Below are 17420 nucleotides of genomic sequence, written 5' to 3'. Positions count from 1 at the left end.
TGTTTTCACGTATGTTTTCAAAAAAAGCCTCTGCCCCGGAAGCTACAAACCGCATCTTTGCCGGTTCAAATGGCTGTTGGGCATAGGAGAAATCCGCATAAAGAATAAAACGAATAAGTAATCAATCAGAATTAGTTTATATCAAACACAGAGACACAGAGACACAAAGTTCTGTAACAGTCTGTCGGTAAAAATGACGGGAGGGCACAGAGTCCGCGGCTTCGCCGCATACGAGAGAAGGGAAATTAAGCCTGTGGGCCGTAGACAAGAAAACAAAAAACTCTGTGTCTCCGTGACTCTGTGTTTAGTATCATTTAAGTTTGCACATTTACTTATCTCCCAAGCCCAGAAAGAGTATTTCGATTAAGAGTCTGTTTAAATTTTCCCCTTTTAAGAATCATATTCAACTGAGCAAAAATTAAACAGCTTCTAAGAAAAGGAACAGAAAACAGAAACAGATGTCAAGACGGAACGTTTTTTTAGGAACACGCGTTGCGTTTCTGCCCAAATTACGCTATCTTTGCCGTGAAACAATAAACCAACCAGACATGATGCCTGCCTACGATTTAATCGCCATATTAGGGCCTACCGCTTCGGGAAAAACCACACTGGCCGCCGCCTTAGCTGCTGCCCTCGACACGGAAATCATCAGTGCCGACTCGCGGCAGGTGTACCGCCGCATGGACTTGGGCACAGGCAAGGACCTGTCCGACTACGTGGTAAATAGCAAGGCTGTGCCCTACCATCTGATAGATATTGCCGAACCAGGCACCAAATACAACGTGTTCGAATACCAGCGCGACTTCCTGCAAGCCTACGAAGACATACGGGGGCGCGGACACACACCCATCGTGTGCGGAGGAACGGGGCTTTACTTAGAGTCGGTGCTGAGCGGCTACCGCCTGCTTCCTGTCCCTGAGAACCCGTCTCTGCGAGCTGCCCTTGCCGGCAAGTCGCTGGAAGAGCTGACCGCGTTGCTGAAAACCTACAAGACGCTGCACAATACCACCGATGTGGACACGCCCAAACGTGCCATCCGCGCCATCGAAATAGAAGAATATTATCGCCATGCTCCCGCCGAGGAACGGCCTTTCCCACACCTGACCAGCCTGCTGATTGGGGTGGACATCAGCCGCGAAGAACGCCGCGCCCGTATCAGCCGACGCCTGCAACAGCGCTTAGAACAGGGCATGGTGGACGAAGTGCGCCAGTTGCTGGACGAAGGCATCGCGCCTGAAGACCTGACGTATTACGGGTTGGAGTATAAATTCCTGACTCTCTACGTCACCGGACAACTAAGCTACAACGAGATGGTACGCCAGCTGGAGACGGCCATCCACCAGTTTGCCAAACGGCAGATGACTTGGTTCCGCGGCATGGAACGGCGGGGCTTCCACATCCACTGGATAGATGCCTCCCTGCCGACCGACCGCAAAGTAGAAGCCGTATGCCGGCTGCTGGACGGAAATCAATCACCCAACCTACAAATACACACTTAAACTATGAGCGCAGAACCAGACAGATGGGGCATCATCTACAACCCTAAAGCCGGCACCCGAAAGGTGCAGAAACGCTGGAAAGAGATAAAAAACTACATGGACAGCCAAGGCGTGGCCTACGACTATGTGCAGTCCGAAGGCTTCGGCTCGGTAGAACGCCTGGCCGGCATCCTGGCCAGCAACGGCTATCGTGTCATCGTGATAGTAGGAGGGGATGGCGCACTGAACGATGCCATCAACGGCATCATGCACTCAAAGGCTACAAACAAGGAAGACATCGCCTTAGGCATTATACCCAACGGCATCGGCAACGACTTTGCCGGCTATTGGGAGATAAGTTCCGACTACAAGGAAGCCGTGGATTGCCTCCTGCGCGGACGGCGACGGCGGATTGACGTGGGCACGTGCCAGTATTACGACGGACAGAAGCACGTGACGCGCTACTTTCTCAACGCCATCAACATCGGCTTAGGAGCACGCATCGTCAAGATAACAGACCAGTGCAAGCGGTTCTGGGGAGTGAAATACCTGTCATATTTCATGGCCTTCCTCTCGCTCATCTTCGAACGCAAGCTGTACCGCATGCACCTCAAGATAAACGGTGAACACATACGCGGACGCATCATGACCGTATGCATCGGCAGTGCCACTGGCTACGGGCAAGTGCCCAGTGCCGTGCCCTACAACGGGTGGTTGGACGTGTCTGTCATTTACCGCCCGGAACTGCGCCAACTGTGGGGGGGCTTGTGGATGCTCATAGAGGGACGAATCCTCAACCACCGGTTGGTGAAACCGTTCCGCACCCGCGAAGTGAAAGTGCTGCGCGCCCGCAACGCCGTAGTCGACTTGGACGGCCGCATTCTGGAACGACATTTTCCGCTTAACATCAGTATCCTGCACGAAGCCATCACCCTGATAATCCCATAGAAGGATGCGGGATAAGATAATTTACCAGAATCGGGCAAGAAGAAAAGCTAAAAGAATGGAAAACAGAAATGACCATGAAAAATATAAAAGGACAGAAGAAGAAAAAATGTCTCCCCGCTGTGACTTTTCCGAGCCGGATGCGACAGACAAGACTGAAGAACTATTTAAACCAAATAGAATTATGAAACATTTAACAAGAACACTCTGGCTGGTAGCACTCATCTTGTGCTGTAGCCTGCAACAGGCAGCCGCCCAAATGCAGCTGCCGCCGCTGCCGGTGGACAAAAACGTCCGCATCGGCAAGCTGGACAACGGACTGACGTATTACATCCGTCACAACGAAAAACCTGAAAACCGCGTGGAGTTCTACATCGCACAGAAGGTAGGCTCCATCCTCGAAGAACCGCAACAGCGCGGCCTGGCGCACTTCCTGGAGCACATGGCCTTCAACGGCACCGAGAACTTCCCCGGCGACGAACGCGGCCTGGGCATCGTGCAGTGGTGCGAAACGAAGGGCATCAAGTTCGGTACCAACCTCAATGCCTACACCTCAGTGGACGAGACGGTATATAATATTAATAATGTACCCAGCACCGACCCCGCCATCGTGGATTCCTGCCTGCTCATCCTGCACGACTGGAGCAACGCCGTACTGCTGAGCGACAAGGAGATTGACAAGGAACGCGGCGTCATCCGCGAGGAATGGCGCAGCCGCAACGTCGGCATGCTCCGCCTCTACACCGACGCACAGGCCACGTTCTACCCCGACTCGAAGTATAGCGACTGTATGCCTATCGGCAGCATCGACGTCATCAACAACTTCCCCTACCAGGCCATCCGCGACTACTACGCCAAGTGGTATCGCCCCGACCTGCAAGGCATCATCGTGGTGGGTGACATCGACGTAGACCAGATGGAGCAGAAAATCAAAGCTCTCTTCGCGGACATCAAGCTGCCGGAGAACCGCGCCGAACGTATCTGGTATCCTGTGCCCGACAATGAAGAACCCATCGTCTACATCGGCAAGGACAAGGAAATCGACCTGCCCTTGGTAAATATCTACTTCAAGCACGACGCTACGCCCGACAGCATCAAGGGCAGCATCATGTATCTTGCCCAGAACTACATGCTGAACGCCATCGCCACCATGCTGAACGAGCGTTTCAGCGAACTGGCACAGTCGGCCAACCCGCCCTTCAACATGGCTTTCTGCTCGCCGGATGCCGACTTCTTCCTCAGCGGCACGAAGAAAGCCCTCGATGTAAGTGCCTATGCCAAGGAAGACGGTCTGAACAACGCCTTGAAAGTATTGCTCGAAGAACTGGAACGCGTACGCCGCTACGGCTTCACCGAAAGCGAATATGCCCGTGCCCGCGCCAACATCCTGCAACGCCTGGAGTCGGCCTACAACGAGCGCGAGAAGACCAACAACATGGCTTACGTCAACGAATGCCTGCAACACTTCCTGCACGCCGAACCCATTCCCGGCATCGAATATGAGTACAGCACCATGAACCAACTGGCACCCAACATCCCCGTGGCAGCCATCAACGAAGTGGCCAAGCAACTCATCACAGAAAATAACCAAGCTGTGTTCATCGCCGCTCCAGAGAAAGAAGGCGTGGTAGTGCCCACGAAAGAAGAAGTCGTTGCCGGTCTCAAGGGCATGTCCAAACTGGATGTACAGCCCTACGTAGACAAGGTATCCAACGAACCGCTCATCAAGGAGGCTCCCCAAGGCGGCAAGATTGTCAGCCAGAAAGACAACGCCCTCTTCGGCGCCACGGAACTGACCCTGAGCAACGGTGTGAAGGTTTATGTGAAAAAGACCGACTTCAAGGCCGATGAAATCCGTATGCAGGGCTTCAGCATGGGTGGAACGAGTCTCTTCGATGCAGCCGACAAGCTGAACTATACCGTTATGAACGGAGTAATAGATGCAGGCGGTGCAGGCAACTTCAGCAACGTCGAGTTGACCAAGATGCTGGCCGGCAAGAAGGTATCCGTAACCGCCAGCGTAGGCTCGACCGCAGCCGGCGTGTATGGCAGCTGCTCTCCTAAAGACTTCGAGACCATGATGCAGCTCACATACCTCTACATCACACAACCCCGCAAGGACGAAGAATCCTTTGCTTCCTTCAAAAACCGCATGAAAGCCCAACTGGAAAGTTCGGAAGCCAACCCGCTCTCTGCCTTCAGCGACACATTGAGTTATGAAATATATGGAAAAGACCCGCGCTACCTCAACTTGAAGGCCTCCATGATGGACCAACTCGACTACGACCGCATGCTGGAATTGTACAAGCAGGCTTTTGCCAATGCAGCCGACTTTACGTACCTCTTTGTGGGCAATGCCGACCTGGATTCTATCAAACCTTACATCGAGCAGTATCTCGGTGCCCTGCCCTCCAAAAATGTCAAAGAAAGCGCCCTCAACAAGGATGGCCTGCGCAAGGCAGCCGAACAAGGCATCAAAGAAAACATCTTCGCCAAGGAGCAGCAGACCCCGATGGCTACTGTCGGCATCATTATCAATGGCGACTGCACGTACAACCCCAAAAACGAAGTGCTGTCCAGCATCTTCAACCAAGCCCTCACGATGATATTCACCGAAGAAATACGTGAGAAAGAAGGTGGAACGTATGGCGTAAGCACGTATTGCTCGCTTGATTCACATCAAAACAAAGCCGCTCTGCAGATTTCCTACCAGACCGACCCCGAAAAGTTCGAACACCTGAACGGCGTCATCAACGCCCAACTGGAGAAGGTCGCTGCCAACGGCCCCACGGAAGAGCAGATGCAGAAGATTAAGGAGTACATGCTGAAGAAATACGCCGACAACCAGAAGGAGAACTCCTACTGGATGAACCAGATGGAAAACTACCTGGTACTCGGTGTGGACATGACCAAGGACTATGAAGCCCTCGTCAACAGCATCACCGCCCAAGACGTGGCAGCCTTTGCCAAGGCCCTGCTGAACCAAGGCAACAAGCTGACGGTGGTAATGACTGTACCCGAATAAAGTCCCTCCCCGTTCCCTCCCCCAGCGGCGAAGGAACGGGGAAACGGCCATCACACCTACTATGTATGTTGATTACACCTATTATTATATAACAACCGATTAACAGCCTCTCGCTCGTCCTCCCCTCCCTGCGGGGGAGGGGTCGGGGGAGGGGCTTTCTTTCTTCTTATGAACCTATTTTTAGAACTGCGCCGCCACGGCCGTCTGGCCGACAAACGCCACCCTATGTACGAGAAGAACCGCTTCGGACGATTCTGGATGTATCTCATGGCCGTGTTCTGGGCAGGCTACCTCATCTTCTTCGGAACGATATTCGCCCTTGCTTTCGATGGCGGGTCGGTAGAGCCGTACCATGTGCTCAACTCGGGTCTGGTGTTCGTGCTGGCGCTTGATTTCCTCATCCGCTTCCCCTTCCAGAAAACACCCACGCAGGAGGTGAAGCCCTACCTGCTACTTCCCATAAAAAAGCATAAGCTGATAGACTGCCTGCTGGTGCGTTCGGGACTGAGCGGATTCAACTTCATCTGGCTCTTCCTGTTTGTGCCGTTTGCTATCATCACTGTCACCAAGTTCTACGGGCTGTGGGGCGTGCTGTGTTATTGCATCGGCATCTGGCTACTGATGCTGTTCAACAACTACTGGTTCCTGCTGTTCCGCACACTCCTTGGCGAACACATCTGGTGGGTGCTGTTGCCCGTAGCTATCTATGGCGGACTGACCTTAGGGATGTTCCTGCCTGAAGAAAGCCCGGTGTTCGACTGGTTCCGTGACTTGGGCGAAGGCTTTATCACAAGTAATATATGGGTGTTTCTGTCGCTCATAGCCAGCATCGCCCTGATGTGGTTCATCGACAGCCGCGTCATCCGCCGCACGATATACAACGAACTGAACAAAACAGAAGACTCTACCGTGCGCGTAAAAAACCTGTCGGAATATAAATTCCTCGACCGCTACGGCCAAGTGGGTGAATACATGAGACTGGAACTGAAGCTGATGCTCCGCAACAAAATGTGCCGCAAATCGCTCATCTCCTGCCTGTGCATCGTAGTGGCCTTCAGTCTGATTGTTGCCTTTACAGATATATACGGGGCAGGAATGAACAACTTCCTGATGATTTACAACTACGCCATCTTCGCCCTGCTGTTTTTCAGTACATTGTTGGGTTACGAAGGCAACTACATGGACGGTCTGATGAGCCGTCGCGAATCGCTGCGTTCGCTACTTACAGCCAAATATCGTCTATATACCATAGCCTTGCTGCTCCCATTCGTACTGATGCTGCCCGCAGTGTTTATGGGGAAAATAACCCTGCTACAGAATACTGCGTGGATGTTCTTCACTGCCGGGCTCTCGTACTGCTGCTTCTTTCAGGTGGCAGTCTACAACAACCAGACGGTCGACCTCAATGCCAAGATGACTGCCCGCCGTAATGCCGGCACAGGACTGCAAAGCATCATGGGTGGAGCCTCCTTTGCCATCCCTTTAGCCCTGTACTATCCGCTGACGCTTGCCTTTGGCGATACCGTGGCCTACACCACCCTGCTCATTCTCGGATTGGGCTTCATGCTGACCTCGCGCCTGTGGATAGGCAACGTCTACCGCAGACTGATGAAACGGAGATACAAAAACATGGAGGGATTCCGCGACAGCCGCCAGCGATAATAACCATCTACGACAATCACACATACCTAAAAGATAAAAGACATGATAGAAATAACCGATTTGCAAAAAAATTACGGCTCCAAACGGGCCATCGACATAGACCGCTACACCATTGCCGACGGCGACATGCTGGGCCTGGTGGGCAACAACGGCGCAGGCAAGACCACCCTGTTCCGACTCATTCTCGACCTGGTCAAGGCTGATGCCGGCACGGTAGCCATCCAAGGCACCGACGTCACCCACACCGAAGACTGGAAAGACATCACGGGTGCCTACATCGACGACGGCTTCCTTATCGACTACCTCACACCCGAAGAATATTTCTACTTCATCGGCCGCATGTATGGCTTGAAGAAAGAAGACGTGGACGAACGACTCCGCCCCTTCGAACGCTTCATGAACGGTGAGGTGCTGGGACAGAAGAAGTTTATCCGGAATTATTCCATGGGCAACAAGCAGAAGATTGGCATCATCAGCGCCATGCTGCACCACCCCCGGCTGCTCATCCTCGACGAACCCTTCAACTTCCTCGACCCCTCCAGCCAGGCCATCATCAAGCACCTGCTGAAATCCTATAACGAGGAGTACCACGCTACCGTCCTCATCTCCAGCCACAACTTGAACCACACCGTAGACATCTGTCCCCGCATCGCCCTGCTGGAGCACGGTGTCATCCTGCGCGACATTGACAACCGCGACGGACAGGCAGAGAAAGAACTGGAAGACTACTTTGAACTGAAAGCAGAAGGCAATGAAGAACCAGACAACCATGTAGAATGAATAATAAAGAATTGATAAGAAGGAATGAAATATCAAGATGGAAGAACGAACGCAAAGCTGCCGCTTTACACGGAATTTCTTCATCCTTCCTTTCTCATTCCTCACTAAAAATTTGCTTTCTCCTTCTGCTTCTCGTCGGTCTGACAAGCTGCCGTACTACTGCGCCCAATTTAGACTATCGCGCCTTAGTGCGTGCTTCCAACCGCCTCGGCATGGACATCGGTCCCAAAGACAACCACGCCCTCTACCTGGAGGCAGCAGAATGGATAGGCGTGCCCTACCGCAGCGGTGGACAGAGCAAGCGCGGAACGGACTGTTCGGGTTTCGCACGCCAGATTTATAAAACCATTTATCGCACCGAACTGCCCCGCAGCACCTCCGAGCAAGTGAAAGAAGGCCGCCGCGTACGCCGGAACAAATTGCGGGAGGGTGACTTGGTGTTCTTCCACGGTTCACGCCGACGGCGCGTTTCCCACGTAGGCATCTATCTGAAAGACGGCAAGTTTGTCCATGCCAGCACCAGTCGTGGTGTCATCGTCAGCCGATTGGATGAGGAGTATTGGGACGAACACTGGATGCGGGGCAGGCGGATACGGTAGCCCCCTCCCTCCTCCCCCCGAAGGGGAGGTGACCGAAACTGCGGGCGTTAACGGACAGATTGATAACTAAATAACTAACTTAACTCAGCTTCCAAGCTCCTCCCCTTCGGGGGAGGCTGGGAGGGGCTCCCATTATTTATTATATTATTATGAAACGATTCATTACCCTCGTGCTGCTCATCGCAGTCACTCTCGGTGCCCAGTCACAACTGCTTTGGAAAATTTCCGGCAACGGACTGCAACAACCATCTTACATCTTCGGCACTTACCACCTCTCACCACTCAGCATCAAAGACAGCATTGCTTCCCTGCCACAAGCCATGCAGGACATCCGGCAGGTGTACGGCGAACTGGTCATGGCCGACATGATGAAACCCGAATTCCTGGCCCAGATGCAACAACAGACGATGCTGCCCAATGACACTACACTGAAAAGCCTCTTCACCCCCGAAGAGTTTGAAGTAGTAAGCCGCGCAGTGACAGAATACCTGCAGGTAGACATTGCCCTGCTGGACCGCATGAAACCCGCTGCCCTCTTCCAACAACTGACCGTGCTGTTCTACATGAAACACACACCTGGCTATAACCCCCAGGAGCAGTTGGACGCTTCCTTCCAGCAAGAAGCCACGGAGCAAGGTAAGAAGGTGGGTGGATTGGAAACAGCACAGTCGCAAGTGGATATTCTCTTCAATAAACCACTCCGCCGTCAGGCCGAAGACCTCTACTGCTTCGTGAGCGACCCCGACAAGGTCGAGCGCCAGGTCAAGGAGATCATTGCTGCCTACACCGCACAAGACTTGGACAAGATGCTTCAACTGATGGAAGAAAAAGAAGGCACTTCGTGCGACCCAACTCCCGAAGAGATGGCCCAACTGCTGTACGACCGCAACCAGGCCTGGGTGAAACAGATGCCTGCCATCATGCAAGCGGCTCCTACCCTCTTTGTCGTAGGTGCCGGACACCTGCCGGGCGAACAAGGCGTGCTCGCACTGCTGAAAGCGCAAGATTACACCGTAGAACCGATGAAATGAGAATAATGGTGAATGGTTAATGATTAATGGTTAATACGTGCGACCGGACGTCATTTACCATTTACCATTAACCATTAACCATTAATCATTAACCATTAACCACTCCCCCATCCGCATGTCTTATCAAGCCTATCTCTTTGATTTCGACTATACCCTGGCCGACTCGTCGCGCGGCATTGTAATGTGCTTCCGCAATGTACTGGAACGACACGGTTATGCCGACGTGACCGACGACGCCATCCGCCGCACCATCGGCAAGACATTGGAAGAATCGTTCTCCATCCTGACAGGCATTACCGATGCCGACCGCTTAGCAGACTTCAAACAACAATACCGGCAAGAAGCCGACATACACATGACGCGCAACACCCATCTTTTTCCGGAAACCCTGCGCGTGTTGCGGGCTTTAAAAAGACGAGGTGCCCGCGTAGGAATTATCTCCACCAAATACCGCTTCCGTATCCACGAACTGCTGGACCAGTACTTGCCCGCCGATTTCCTGGACATTGTGGTGGGTGGAGAAGATGTCTCCCGCGCCAAACCCGACCCCGAAGGCCTCCTCTTTGCCATCGGACGTTTGGGTATAAAGAAGAAGCACATACTCTACATTGGCGACAGCACAGTGGATGCCGAAACAGCCCAGGCGGCAGGTGTGGACTTTGCAGGTGTGACCCACGGAGTCACCACGGCCGATGAACTGCGCCGCTACCCCCACCGACGCATCATGACCACACTGGACGAACTGCTGGCTCCCCCCCGCATCAGCATCGGACAAATCGTTCTGCTGTCTCTGCTGGGAATGTTTGCCTGCGCCGAAAGCTTCCCGTTGGATGAAGACCCGACCTTTATTTTCCTCACCCTTTTCCTGCTCTACCTCTGGAAGGTGGCCCGTTGCCGCCGCATCCTGCCTACGGTTGTCAGGACGTGGCTGAATAAACAACTGCACCCCCTCACGGTGCGCTACCGTGCCTTCCACATCCGACAGATACGCGGCAAGATGCCTGCCCCGCTCAGCACACAGACCTGCACCTGCCGCAACTGCGGACATACGTACACGGGCAACTTCTGTCCCCGCTGCGGCCAGACGCGCGGAGTCTACCGCTTCCAGTTGAAGCATGCGGCAGGCAACATCCTGCGCAGCCTGTTCCGTGTGGACGGCAAGTTCGGGCACACCCTCATCGCCCTACTCTACCGCCCCGGACACCTGATGCGCGGATTCATGCAAGGACGACGCGCTGCCTACTCCATGCCCCTGCAGACGCTGTTCCTGCTCGTGGCTTTCTATCTGTTGGCCATGCAGTTGGTCATTCTCCAGCCACAAGACCGCTCCAAGGAAGCTACCCCGATGCCCGACTCCGTAAAGATTGAGCGACTGCAAGAAAGCATCGTCGAATTGCTGGAAGAAAATGCACAAGACTCGGACTTCATCTCCCGGTCGGCCAACAACATCGCCATAGCCAACATGCAAGCCCAACTGGACGGGCTGTTGTCTGCCGACTCCATCGCCCCGTCCCTCACACACAAGGAGACCGATGACAATTCCATCAGTTCCCTGCTGAACCACAGCAGACTGAGACAGCATCTATCCTCGTGGCTGGCACAAAGTCCTTTCCTCTCCCACGTATGGACGCTGCTGGAGCGCTGGGGACACGGCAACCGCACGCTGCAAATCATCCTCATCCTGCCTTTCCTGGCCGTGGGTACCTATTGGGCATTCCAGAGCCGCCGCCGGTTGCGCCGCCACCCCATACAGGTGCGTTTCAACCTGATGGAACATTTCTTCATCCAGGCCTACATTGCCGCCCAAGCCATCCTGCTCAGCATTCTCTGCCTGCCGGTCGGCCTGACCGACTATGCCGACGACCTTTTTGCCCTGCCCTGGTGGTTCCTCTTCCTGCTTTTCTGGTGGGACATGCGGCAACTGTATCTCTGCTCGTGGTGGGACAGTCTCAAACGCTCGGCACTGGTCTACGTCTATGGTAGTCTGCTTTTCGTTGCGGTCTGCATAACCCTTGCAGGAATCATTATCCTGGGTGAGCTATGCCTCCGGACTTTATAAATTCCTGCCACTTCCAAGCCCCCACGTTCATGCCCGGTTGGCCTATAAGTCAGAAGCAAACGGCTTATAGCTTGGAAGCACAGTGCCCATACCCCGGAAGCACGCTTCCAACAGCTTAGGAACAAGGCAAGAAAAAAGGATACAGTATCCGGATAAAGATAGAATTAATCAGATAAATCAGTCAAAGCCTTGGCTGTTCAAAATTCACTGTCTATCTTTGCAAAAGGAAACAACGGCCTTGAAGAAACACAAAGCCTGATTTGCGTTAAATCTTATCATTATGCTACACAAAACAAAGTACGGCTGGAGAGTGTTGTGTCTGTCTCTCCTTATGCTTTTAACAGGCACATTGCGGGCAGAAACAACCCATAAAGCCCGTCTGGAAGTCAATTGGGAGCAGTTCATGCACAAACAGGACTTGGTTTGGAACGTGCTGCCGGAGTATTGGTATGAATCGGCCTATATGGGCAACGGCATGCTGGGATGGATGATTTACAAAGAACCGGGACAGAATTATCTGCGGTTTGAAACGGGCGATTGCGAAGTGCACGACCACCGACCGGAAGCCAATGACCTGATCCATAAATGCCGCCTGCTGACAGGACACTTTGCACTGCATCCCTGCGGAGAAATCACTGGTGGACAGATGCGCCTGGACTTGTGGAACGCCGAAACCACGGCAGACATTACCACCACCCGCGGAAAGATACACATCCGCAGCTTCGTACACAGCGAAGAGATGGTCATCGTTACCCAATTATGGACGGAGGGCAATGAACAGAATTGCCGTTGGGAGTGGAATCCTGCCATCGCAGACAGCCCACGCTACCTGTATGCCAAGCAAAGCAAGGGGTGGAAACCTTCTGTCCCCGAAAACTATACCAGCAACCCTCCTGCACAGGTCGACTCGTCGAGCACTGAAGGTGTCTCCTACCAACCGCTGCTGGCAGGAGGCGAAACGGCAGTGACCTGGCGCGAGACCCGCCAAGGAAATGTGCGCACCCTTTGGGTGAACCTGCAACATACCTATCCAGAGAACAATGCCCGCGAACTGAGCCGGGCAACCCTGGACAAAGCCCTCCGCACGGGATTCGACAAGCTGCAACAGTCGCACCGCGCCTGGTGGCATGACTATTATCAGTCCAGCTTCCTCACCCTGCCCGATGCGCAAAAGGAAAACTTTTACTGGATACAGATGTACAAGCTGGCATCGGCCACACGGGGAGACCGGGCACTGATGGACTGCACCGGTCCGTGGCTGACGGTCACGCCCTGGCCCAACGCCTGGTGGAACCTGAACGTACAGCTGAGCTACTGGCCCCTGAACGCCTCCAACCGGCTGGAGCTGGCAGGCTCGCTGGAGCATACGTTGTATGACCACTTGGACCAGCTCCGACAAAACCTGCCCGAAGCCTACCGGGAAGGCGCTTACGGACTGGCTCGCACCACAGATTTCTATGCCGCTTCGGAAACAGTGGGCATACCCGGTGTGGACAAGAATCCGGAAGTGGGCAACCTCACCTGGGCCTGCCACAACCTCTGGCTGATTTACCGGCACAAGATGGACGATGACCTGCTGCGCAACAAACTGTTCCCCCTCCTCAAGGGTGCTGTCAACTATTATCTCTATTTCCTGAAGGAAGAAGCCGACGGCAAGCTGCACTTGCCAGCTACCTTCTCGCCCGAATATGGCAGCGCGGAAGACTGCCACTACGACCTTGCTCTGTTGCGCTGGGGATGCCAGACGTTGGTGAAAGCAGCCGACCGTCTGCATATCGACGACCCGCTGCTGCCCAAGTGGAAACATGTGCTGGCCAACCTTACGCCCTACCCGCAGGACGAAAACGGCCTGCGCATCGGACGGGATGTGCCCTACGCCAACTCGCACCGCCACTACTCGCACCTGCTGGCAGCCTATCCGCTGTATCTGCTGAACAGGGAAGACGCAGCTGATTCTGCCCTGATCAAGCAATCGTTGGATTACTGGCAGAGCAAGGCCGGTGCCCACCAGGGCTACTCGCTGACCGGTGCCTCGTCCATTTCATCGGCTTTGGGCAACGGCAACGATGCCCTCAACTACCTGAACGGACTGTTCGGCCGTTTCCTGAGCGTCAACACGCTGTACCGCGAATCCGGTCCCGTTATCGAAACGCCGCTTTCGGGCGCGCAATCCATCCACGACATGTTGTTGCAAAGTTGGGGCGACAAGATACGTGTCTTCCCCGCTGTGCCGGATGCCTGGCAGGACGTCGCTTACTATGACTTCCGGACCGAAGGTGCCTTTACCGTTTCTGCCAGCCGCCGGGCAGGGAAGACGGCTTTCATCGAAATCACGAGCCGGGCAGGAGAACCATGCATACTGGTGACAGACATTGACCGCCCGGTATTCAAGGCCCCTGACGGAAAGACCGTCCGCGCCACCCGATTAGGAACCGACACCTGGCAGGTAAACCTGCAGAAAGGAGAGTCCTGTCTTGTTTATCCCGAAGGTGAAAAGCCCGACCTGACCGTTCGCGCGGTGGAGAACGGAAAGGGCAACCTGTTCGGGAAGAAGCAACATTGAATACAATAAACTGATACAAATATCTTATGAAAGCAAGTTCCATTATCGTGCGCAGAGACTTACATGATTACATTAAGCAATCTGACCAACGTTTGCCTCTTTTCCACCAAAGATAGAAAATACCTGTCAGGTGTTATGAAACAAGAAAACGAACCGGATAAATACACGGCAGTGCACGATGCCCTGTATGACCCGTCCACACACAGCGTAACGATTTTGGATTTAAACTTGCGGAAGTTAGGTAAAAAAACAAGGGAAAGTATTGTCTAATCCAAATAGAATCAGTACCTTTGCGCCCGATTATTCCGCAACGGGTTCGACAAAGCGTTTTCTAAGTGATTAGGGGACCACCCGCCGGAGCTAACTTATAGCATTTTTATAACATGTACGTAATCGTAGAAATTCAGGGCCAACAGTTTAAAGTAGAGGCCGGAAAGAAATTGTTCGTTCACCACATTCAGAACGCCGAAAGCGGTGCAACGGTAGAGTTTGACAAAGTGTTGCTGGTGGACAAAGACGGTGAAATCACTGTAGGTGTTCCCACTGTAGAAGGCGCCAAAGTGGTTTGCGAAGTAGTATCTCCGCTGGTAAAGGGCGACAAGGTGCTCGTGTTCCACAAGAAGAGAAGAAAAGGCTATCGCAAGCTGAAAGGTCACCGCGAACAGTTCACAGAGTTGACAATCAAAGAAGTAGTAGCTTAATCAAATTAAAACAGTAAGAAGAAATGGCACATAAAAAAGGTGTCGGTAGTTCTAAGAACGGCCGCGAATCAGCAAGTAAGAGATTAGGCGTGAAAATATTCGGCGGTGAGGCTTGCAAGGCAGGCAACATCATCGTTCGTCAGAGAGGTACGGAATTCCACCCGGGCAGAAACATCGGCATGGGAAGCGACCACACCCTCTACGCCTTGGTAGACGGAACTGTACAGTTCAAGAGAGGTCGTGAAGACAGACGTTATGTATCTGTCGTTCCGGCCGAAACTAATGCAGAAGCATAAAACAGATGCTTTTTACAAATTAATAAGAAAAGGGAAACTATGCTTATAGTTCTCCTTTTCTTGTTTTAACACCCTAAGAAGAGCAATGAAAAGACATCCCTATCTCCTCCTCCTTCTGACCACCCTCTGCTTCAGCGCCTGTACCCATGAGAAAACCAAAGATTTCAAACAATATCCCGCCACAGAACTGACTTTCGAAGAAATCCGCATAGACTCCATCATGGACTACCCCCGACAACTACGCATTGCGGGAGACAGCCTGTTGATTATCAACGACCACGTAGAAGACAAGGCTGTGCTGCTCTATAACCTCAGCGACTCGTCTTGCGTGCGCACCGTGTCTATCGGTCAGGGTCCAGGCGAAGTATTGGCTCCCAACTGGATTGACCTGGCAGGAGACTCGCTCAACGTACTGAGCCGCAACAACGGAAAAATCAACCGTTACGCCCTGAACGACCTGCTGCAAGACAAAATTACTGCCTGCCGCACCATCGACCTGAAAGACGCAGACCGCTTCGTGCAGACTGACTACGGCTACATCGGCATGGACTTTTACCTGAACGACAAGGAAGAAGTACGCCTGGCCAGAGCGTTCGACCTGATGGGCAACCCCGTGCAGGATTTGGACTGGTACACAGAATACCAGGCCGACGACAAAATCCTGACATATTTCTGCTTCCAGGGGCAGGCCGGTTACCATCCGGGCAGCCATACACTCATGGTAGCCCCGGTCTATGCCTCCACCATCTGGTTCTACACGTGGAAAGACGGGCAATGGGAGAAATCCAACTCTTTCCCCATCGGCAACGGCGAATTGGAACGCAACGCCAAAAAGGGCGACTTCACGGACGAAATCCGCTACACCACCAAGGTATTAGACATCTGCACCGACCGGGACTATTTTTACTACCTGCACGAAGACCAGCAGATGAAAGAAGGGAAGACTGTGGACGGCTGCCACTACATTCTGCGCTTCCTGCCTGACGGCACTTTCGACAAGCTCTTCAAGGTGGACGAATCTGTGACAGCCATCTGTCCGGCCGGTGAGGTGCTCTACGCCAGCTTCATCGGCAAGGACGGCGAATATACGTTGGGCAAAACCAAGCTTTAACTCCCAGCAAGACAAAGGGGCAGACAAACCACGCGCTTATCTGCCCCCTGTTTGTTCAGAATCTATGGGCGCTTACTCCTTCACCTCCTCGTAAGACACATACTCCCCTTCATCCTTGCCGAAAATCTTCTTCCGGTTGATGTGCAGTTCTCCTTCTTCCACGGAGACGGTACCGTCATCCGAAACGGTGGCAGTAGTACGCCGTGTCTGCTGCGCCCGGTAAGCTTCGCGGGCAGTGCGAGAAGCTTCCTGCCCTCTTCCTCTGCCCAGACCGAACACCCCGCGCACCACACGGAGCAGAATGGCAAAGCCGATAAGCGCAACGGCCAATATGATAATCAGTATAAATCCTAAGAAATGAAGCATACAGTTTGTTTTTAGTTAGCGATGAACATACCTTAACAGGATGCAATAGTAATACTACAACAACCGTGCCACACTTTTGGTTCAGGCGTTCCTGCCAGCCAGGAGCGAAAGCAGCACATACCACACGATGCAGGCAGCCAGTCCCTTAACCTGCAGACAAACCAGCAAGACCACGCAGACCAACAGGAAGAGGAAGCGCAGCTTATTGTCCACCCACGACAGGTTCTTGAACTTCAGCGAGAACATGGGCACCTCGCTCACCAACAACCACGACGAAAGGCAGACAAGCACCAACAGCACCAACGGGTTCACCGTACCGTCTGTGAGCCACGGGTGAAAGCCCACTACCAGCGATGCCCAAAACAACGCATTGGCAGGCACGGGCAATCCGATGAACGACGTGGTCTGCCGCGTGTCGTTGTTGAATTTGGCCAGACGCAAACCGGAGAACACGGCGATGAGGAACGCCACATAAGGGAAATAAGGCTCTATTGACTGCAAGTACGGAGGATAAGGCATTTCCTGCAAGAGCGAAAACACTACCACCGCAGGCGCCAACCCGAAACTGATGTCATCCGCCAGCGAATCAAGATCCTTGCCGATGTTGGAATAGGCATGAAGAGCACGTGCCGCCAGCCCATCGAAGAAATCGAACACTGCCCCGATGATGATGAACAGCAACGCCAGCTCGTACTTGAGCTGAAACGCCATGACGGCAGCCACGCAGCCCGAAAACAGATTCAGGCAAGTCAGCGTGTTGGGTATGCGGGAAGTAATGCAGTTGGGCATAATAAGAAGAGTTAA

Annotated in this window: 14 protein-coding genes; 12 read left to right on the top strand and 2 right to left on the bottom strand. The window is 53.3% G+C overall.

Annotated elements, in window-relative coordinates:
* Positions 1-551 precede the first annotated feature (551 nt).
* From miaA to B5F34_RS07940, 12 genes are all read left to right on the top strand, one after another.
* A complete protein-coding gene (miaA, locus tag B5F34_RS07995) occupies positions 552-1499 on the top strand; it encodes a tRNA (adenosine(37)-N6)-dimethylallyltransferase MiaA (protein ID WP_087337265.1) in 948 nt (315 codons plus the stop codon).
* Positions 1500-1502: 3 nt separating this feature from the next.
* Complete coding sequence (locus B5F34_RS07990) at positions 1503-2426, top strand: diacylglycerol kinase family protein (RefSeq protein WP_087337068.1); 924 nt, start codon at positions 1503-1505, stop codon at positions 2424-2426.
* A 181-nt stretch (positions 2427-2607) separates the two neighbouring features.
* On the top strand, positions 2608-5448 hold the full coding sequence (locus B5F34_RS07985) for a M16 family metallopeptidase (protein ID WP_087337065.1): 2841 nt from the start codon (positions 2608-2610) through the stop codon (positions 5446-5448).
* 168 nt (positions 5449-5616) lie between these two features.
* Positions 5617-7110, top strand: coding sequence for a DUF5687 family protein (locus tag B5F34_RS07980; RefSeq protein ID WP_087337062.1), 1494 nt, complete (start codon positions 5617-5619; stop codon positions 7108-7110).
* 42 nt (positions 7111-7152) lie between these two features.
* Complete coding sequence (locus B5F34_RS07975) at positions 7153-7890, top strand: ABC transporter ATP-binding protein (protein WP_087337060.1); 738 nt, start codon at positions 7153-7155, stop codon at positions 7888-7890.
* Positions 7887-8489 carry an NlpC/P60 family protein gene (locus B5F34_RS07970; protein ID WP_087337058.1) on the top strand — a complete coding sequence of 201 codons (603 nt, stop codon included), beginning with the start codon at positions 7887-7889 and terminating at the stop codon, positions 8487-8489. The genes B5F34_RS07975 and B5F34_RS07970 overlap by 4 nt, the downstream gene beginning before the upstream one ends.
* A 149-nt stretch (positions 8490-8638) precedes the next feature.
* Positions 8639-9520, top strand: coding sequence for a TraB/GumN family protein (locus B5F34_RS07965; RefSeq protein WP_087337055.1), 882 nt, complete (start codon positions 8639-8641; stop codon positions 9518-9520).
* A 115-nt stretch (positions 9521-9635) separates the two neighbouring features.
* Positions 9636-11579 (top strand): HAD-IA family hydrolase, encoded by a 1944-nt coding sequence (locus B5F34_RS07960; RefSeq protein WP_087337052.1) that lies wholly within the window; start codon positions 9636-9638, stop codon positions 11577-11579.
* A 280-nt stretch (positions 11580-11859) separates the two neighbouring features.
* Entirely contained in the window at positions 11860-14142 is a 2283-nt protein-coding gene (locus tag B5F34_RS07955) for a glycoside hydrolase family 95-like protein (RefSeq protein ID WP_343224302.1), read from the top strand.
* Positions 14143-14525: 383 nt separating this feature from the next.
* Complete coding sequence (gene rplU / locus B5F34_RS07950) at positions 14526-14843, top strand: 50S ribosomal protein L21 (RefSeq protein WP_087337047.1); 318 nt, start codon at positions 14526-14528, stop codon at positions 14841-14843.
* A 23-nt stretch (positions 14844-14866) separates the two neighbouring features.
* A complete protein-coding gene (gene rpmA / locus B5F34_RS07945; protein WP_087337044.1) occupies positions 14867-15139 on the top strand; it encodes a 50S ribosomal protein L27 in 273 nt (90 codons plus the stop codon).
* Positions 15140-15224: 85 nt separating this feature from the next.
* Positions 15225-16250, top strand: coding sequence for a hypothetical protein (locus B5F34_RS07940; RefSeq protein ID WP_087337041.1), 1026 nt, complete (start codon positions 15225-15227; stop codon positions 16248-16250).
* A 72-nt stretch (positions 16251-16322) separates the two neighbouring features.
* On the opposite strand, the gene B5F34_RS07935 is transcribed toward B5F34_RS07940, so the two are convergent.
* Both B5F34_RS07935 and pssA read right to left on the bottom strand, forming a co-directional pair.
* Positions 16323-16616 (bottom strand): DUF4834 family protein, encoded by a 294-nt coding sequence (locus B5F34_RS07935; protein WP_087337037.1) that lies wholly within the window; start codon positions 16614-16616, stop codon positions 16323-16325.
* 81 nt (positions 16617-16697) lie between these two features.
* On the bottom strand, positions 16698-17405 hold the full coding sequence (pssA, locus tag B5F34_RS07930; protein ID WP_087337034.1) for a CDP-diacylglycerol--serine O-phosphatidyltransferase: 708 nt from the start codon (positions 17403-17405) through the stop codon (positions 16698-16700).
* Positions 17406-17420: the final 15 nt, after the last annotated feature.

It is taken from the genome of Mediterranea sp. An20 (assembly GCF_002160055.1).
Taxonomy (GTDB): Bacteria; Bacteroidota; Bacteroidia; order Bacteroidales; family Bacteroidaceae; genus Bacteroides; species Bacteroides avicola.
The sequence above is the reverse complement of the archived record's forward strand: the minus strand, read 5'-3'. Positions and strand labels throughout refer to the sequence as shown.

Bases quoted from the DNA above. Each gene is read 5' to 3' on its own strand.
- B5F34_RS07965 (WP_087337055.1), top strand. From the start codon at position 8,639: ATGAAACGATTCATTACCCTCGTGCTGCTCATCGCAGTCACTCTCGGT.
- B5F34_RS07970 (WP_087337058.1), top strand. From the start codon at position 7,887: ATGAATAATAAAGAATTGATAAGAAGGAATGAAATATCAAGATGGAAG.
- B5F34_RS07955 (WP_343224302.1), top strand. From the start codon at position 11,860: ATGCTACACAAAACAAAGTACGGCTGGAGAGTGTTGTGTCTGTCTCTC.
- miaA (WP_087337265.1), top strand. From the start codon at position 552: ATGCCTGCCTACGATTTAATCGCCATATTAGGGCCTACCGCTTCGGGA.
- B5F34_RS07935 (WP_087337037.1), bottom strand. From the start codon at position 16,616: ATGCTTCATTTCTTAGGATTTATACTGATTATCATATTGGCCGTTGCG.
- rplU (WP_087337047.1), top strand. From the start codon at position 14,526: ATGTACGTAATCGTAGAAATTCAGGGCCAACAGTTTAAAGTAGAGGCC.
- pssA (WP_087337034.1), bottom strand. From the start codon at position 17,405: ATGCCCAACTGCATTACTTCCCGCATACCCAACACGCTGACTTGCCTG.
- B5F34_RS07960 (WP_087337052.1), top strand. From the start codon at position 9,636: ATGTCTTATCAAGCCTATCTCTTTGATTTCGACTATACCCTGGCCGAC.
- rpmA (WP_087337044.1), top strand. From the start codon at position 14,867: ATGGCACATAAAAAAGGTGTCGGTAGTTCTAAGAACGGCCGCGAATCA.
- B5F34_RS07975 (WP_087337060.1), top strand. From the start codon at position 7,153: ATGATAGAAATAACCGATTTGCAAAAAAATTACGGCTCCAAACGGGCC.
- B5F34_RS07985 (WP_087337065.1), top strand. From the start codon at position 2,608: ATGAAACATTTAACAAGAACACTCTGGCTGGTAGCACTCATCTTGTGC.
- B5F34_RS07980 (WP_087337062.1), top strand. From the start codon at position 5,617: ATGAACCTATTTTTAGAACTGCGCCGCCACGGCCGTCTGGCCGACAAA.
- B5F34_RS07940 (WP_087337041.1), top strand. From the start codon at position 15,225: ATGAAAAGACATCCCTATCTCCTCCTCCTTCTGACCACCCTCTGCTTC.
- B5F34_RS07990 (WP_087337068.1), top strand. From the start codon at position 1,503: ATGAGCGCAGAACCAGACAGATGGGGCATCATCTACAACCCTAAAGCC.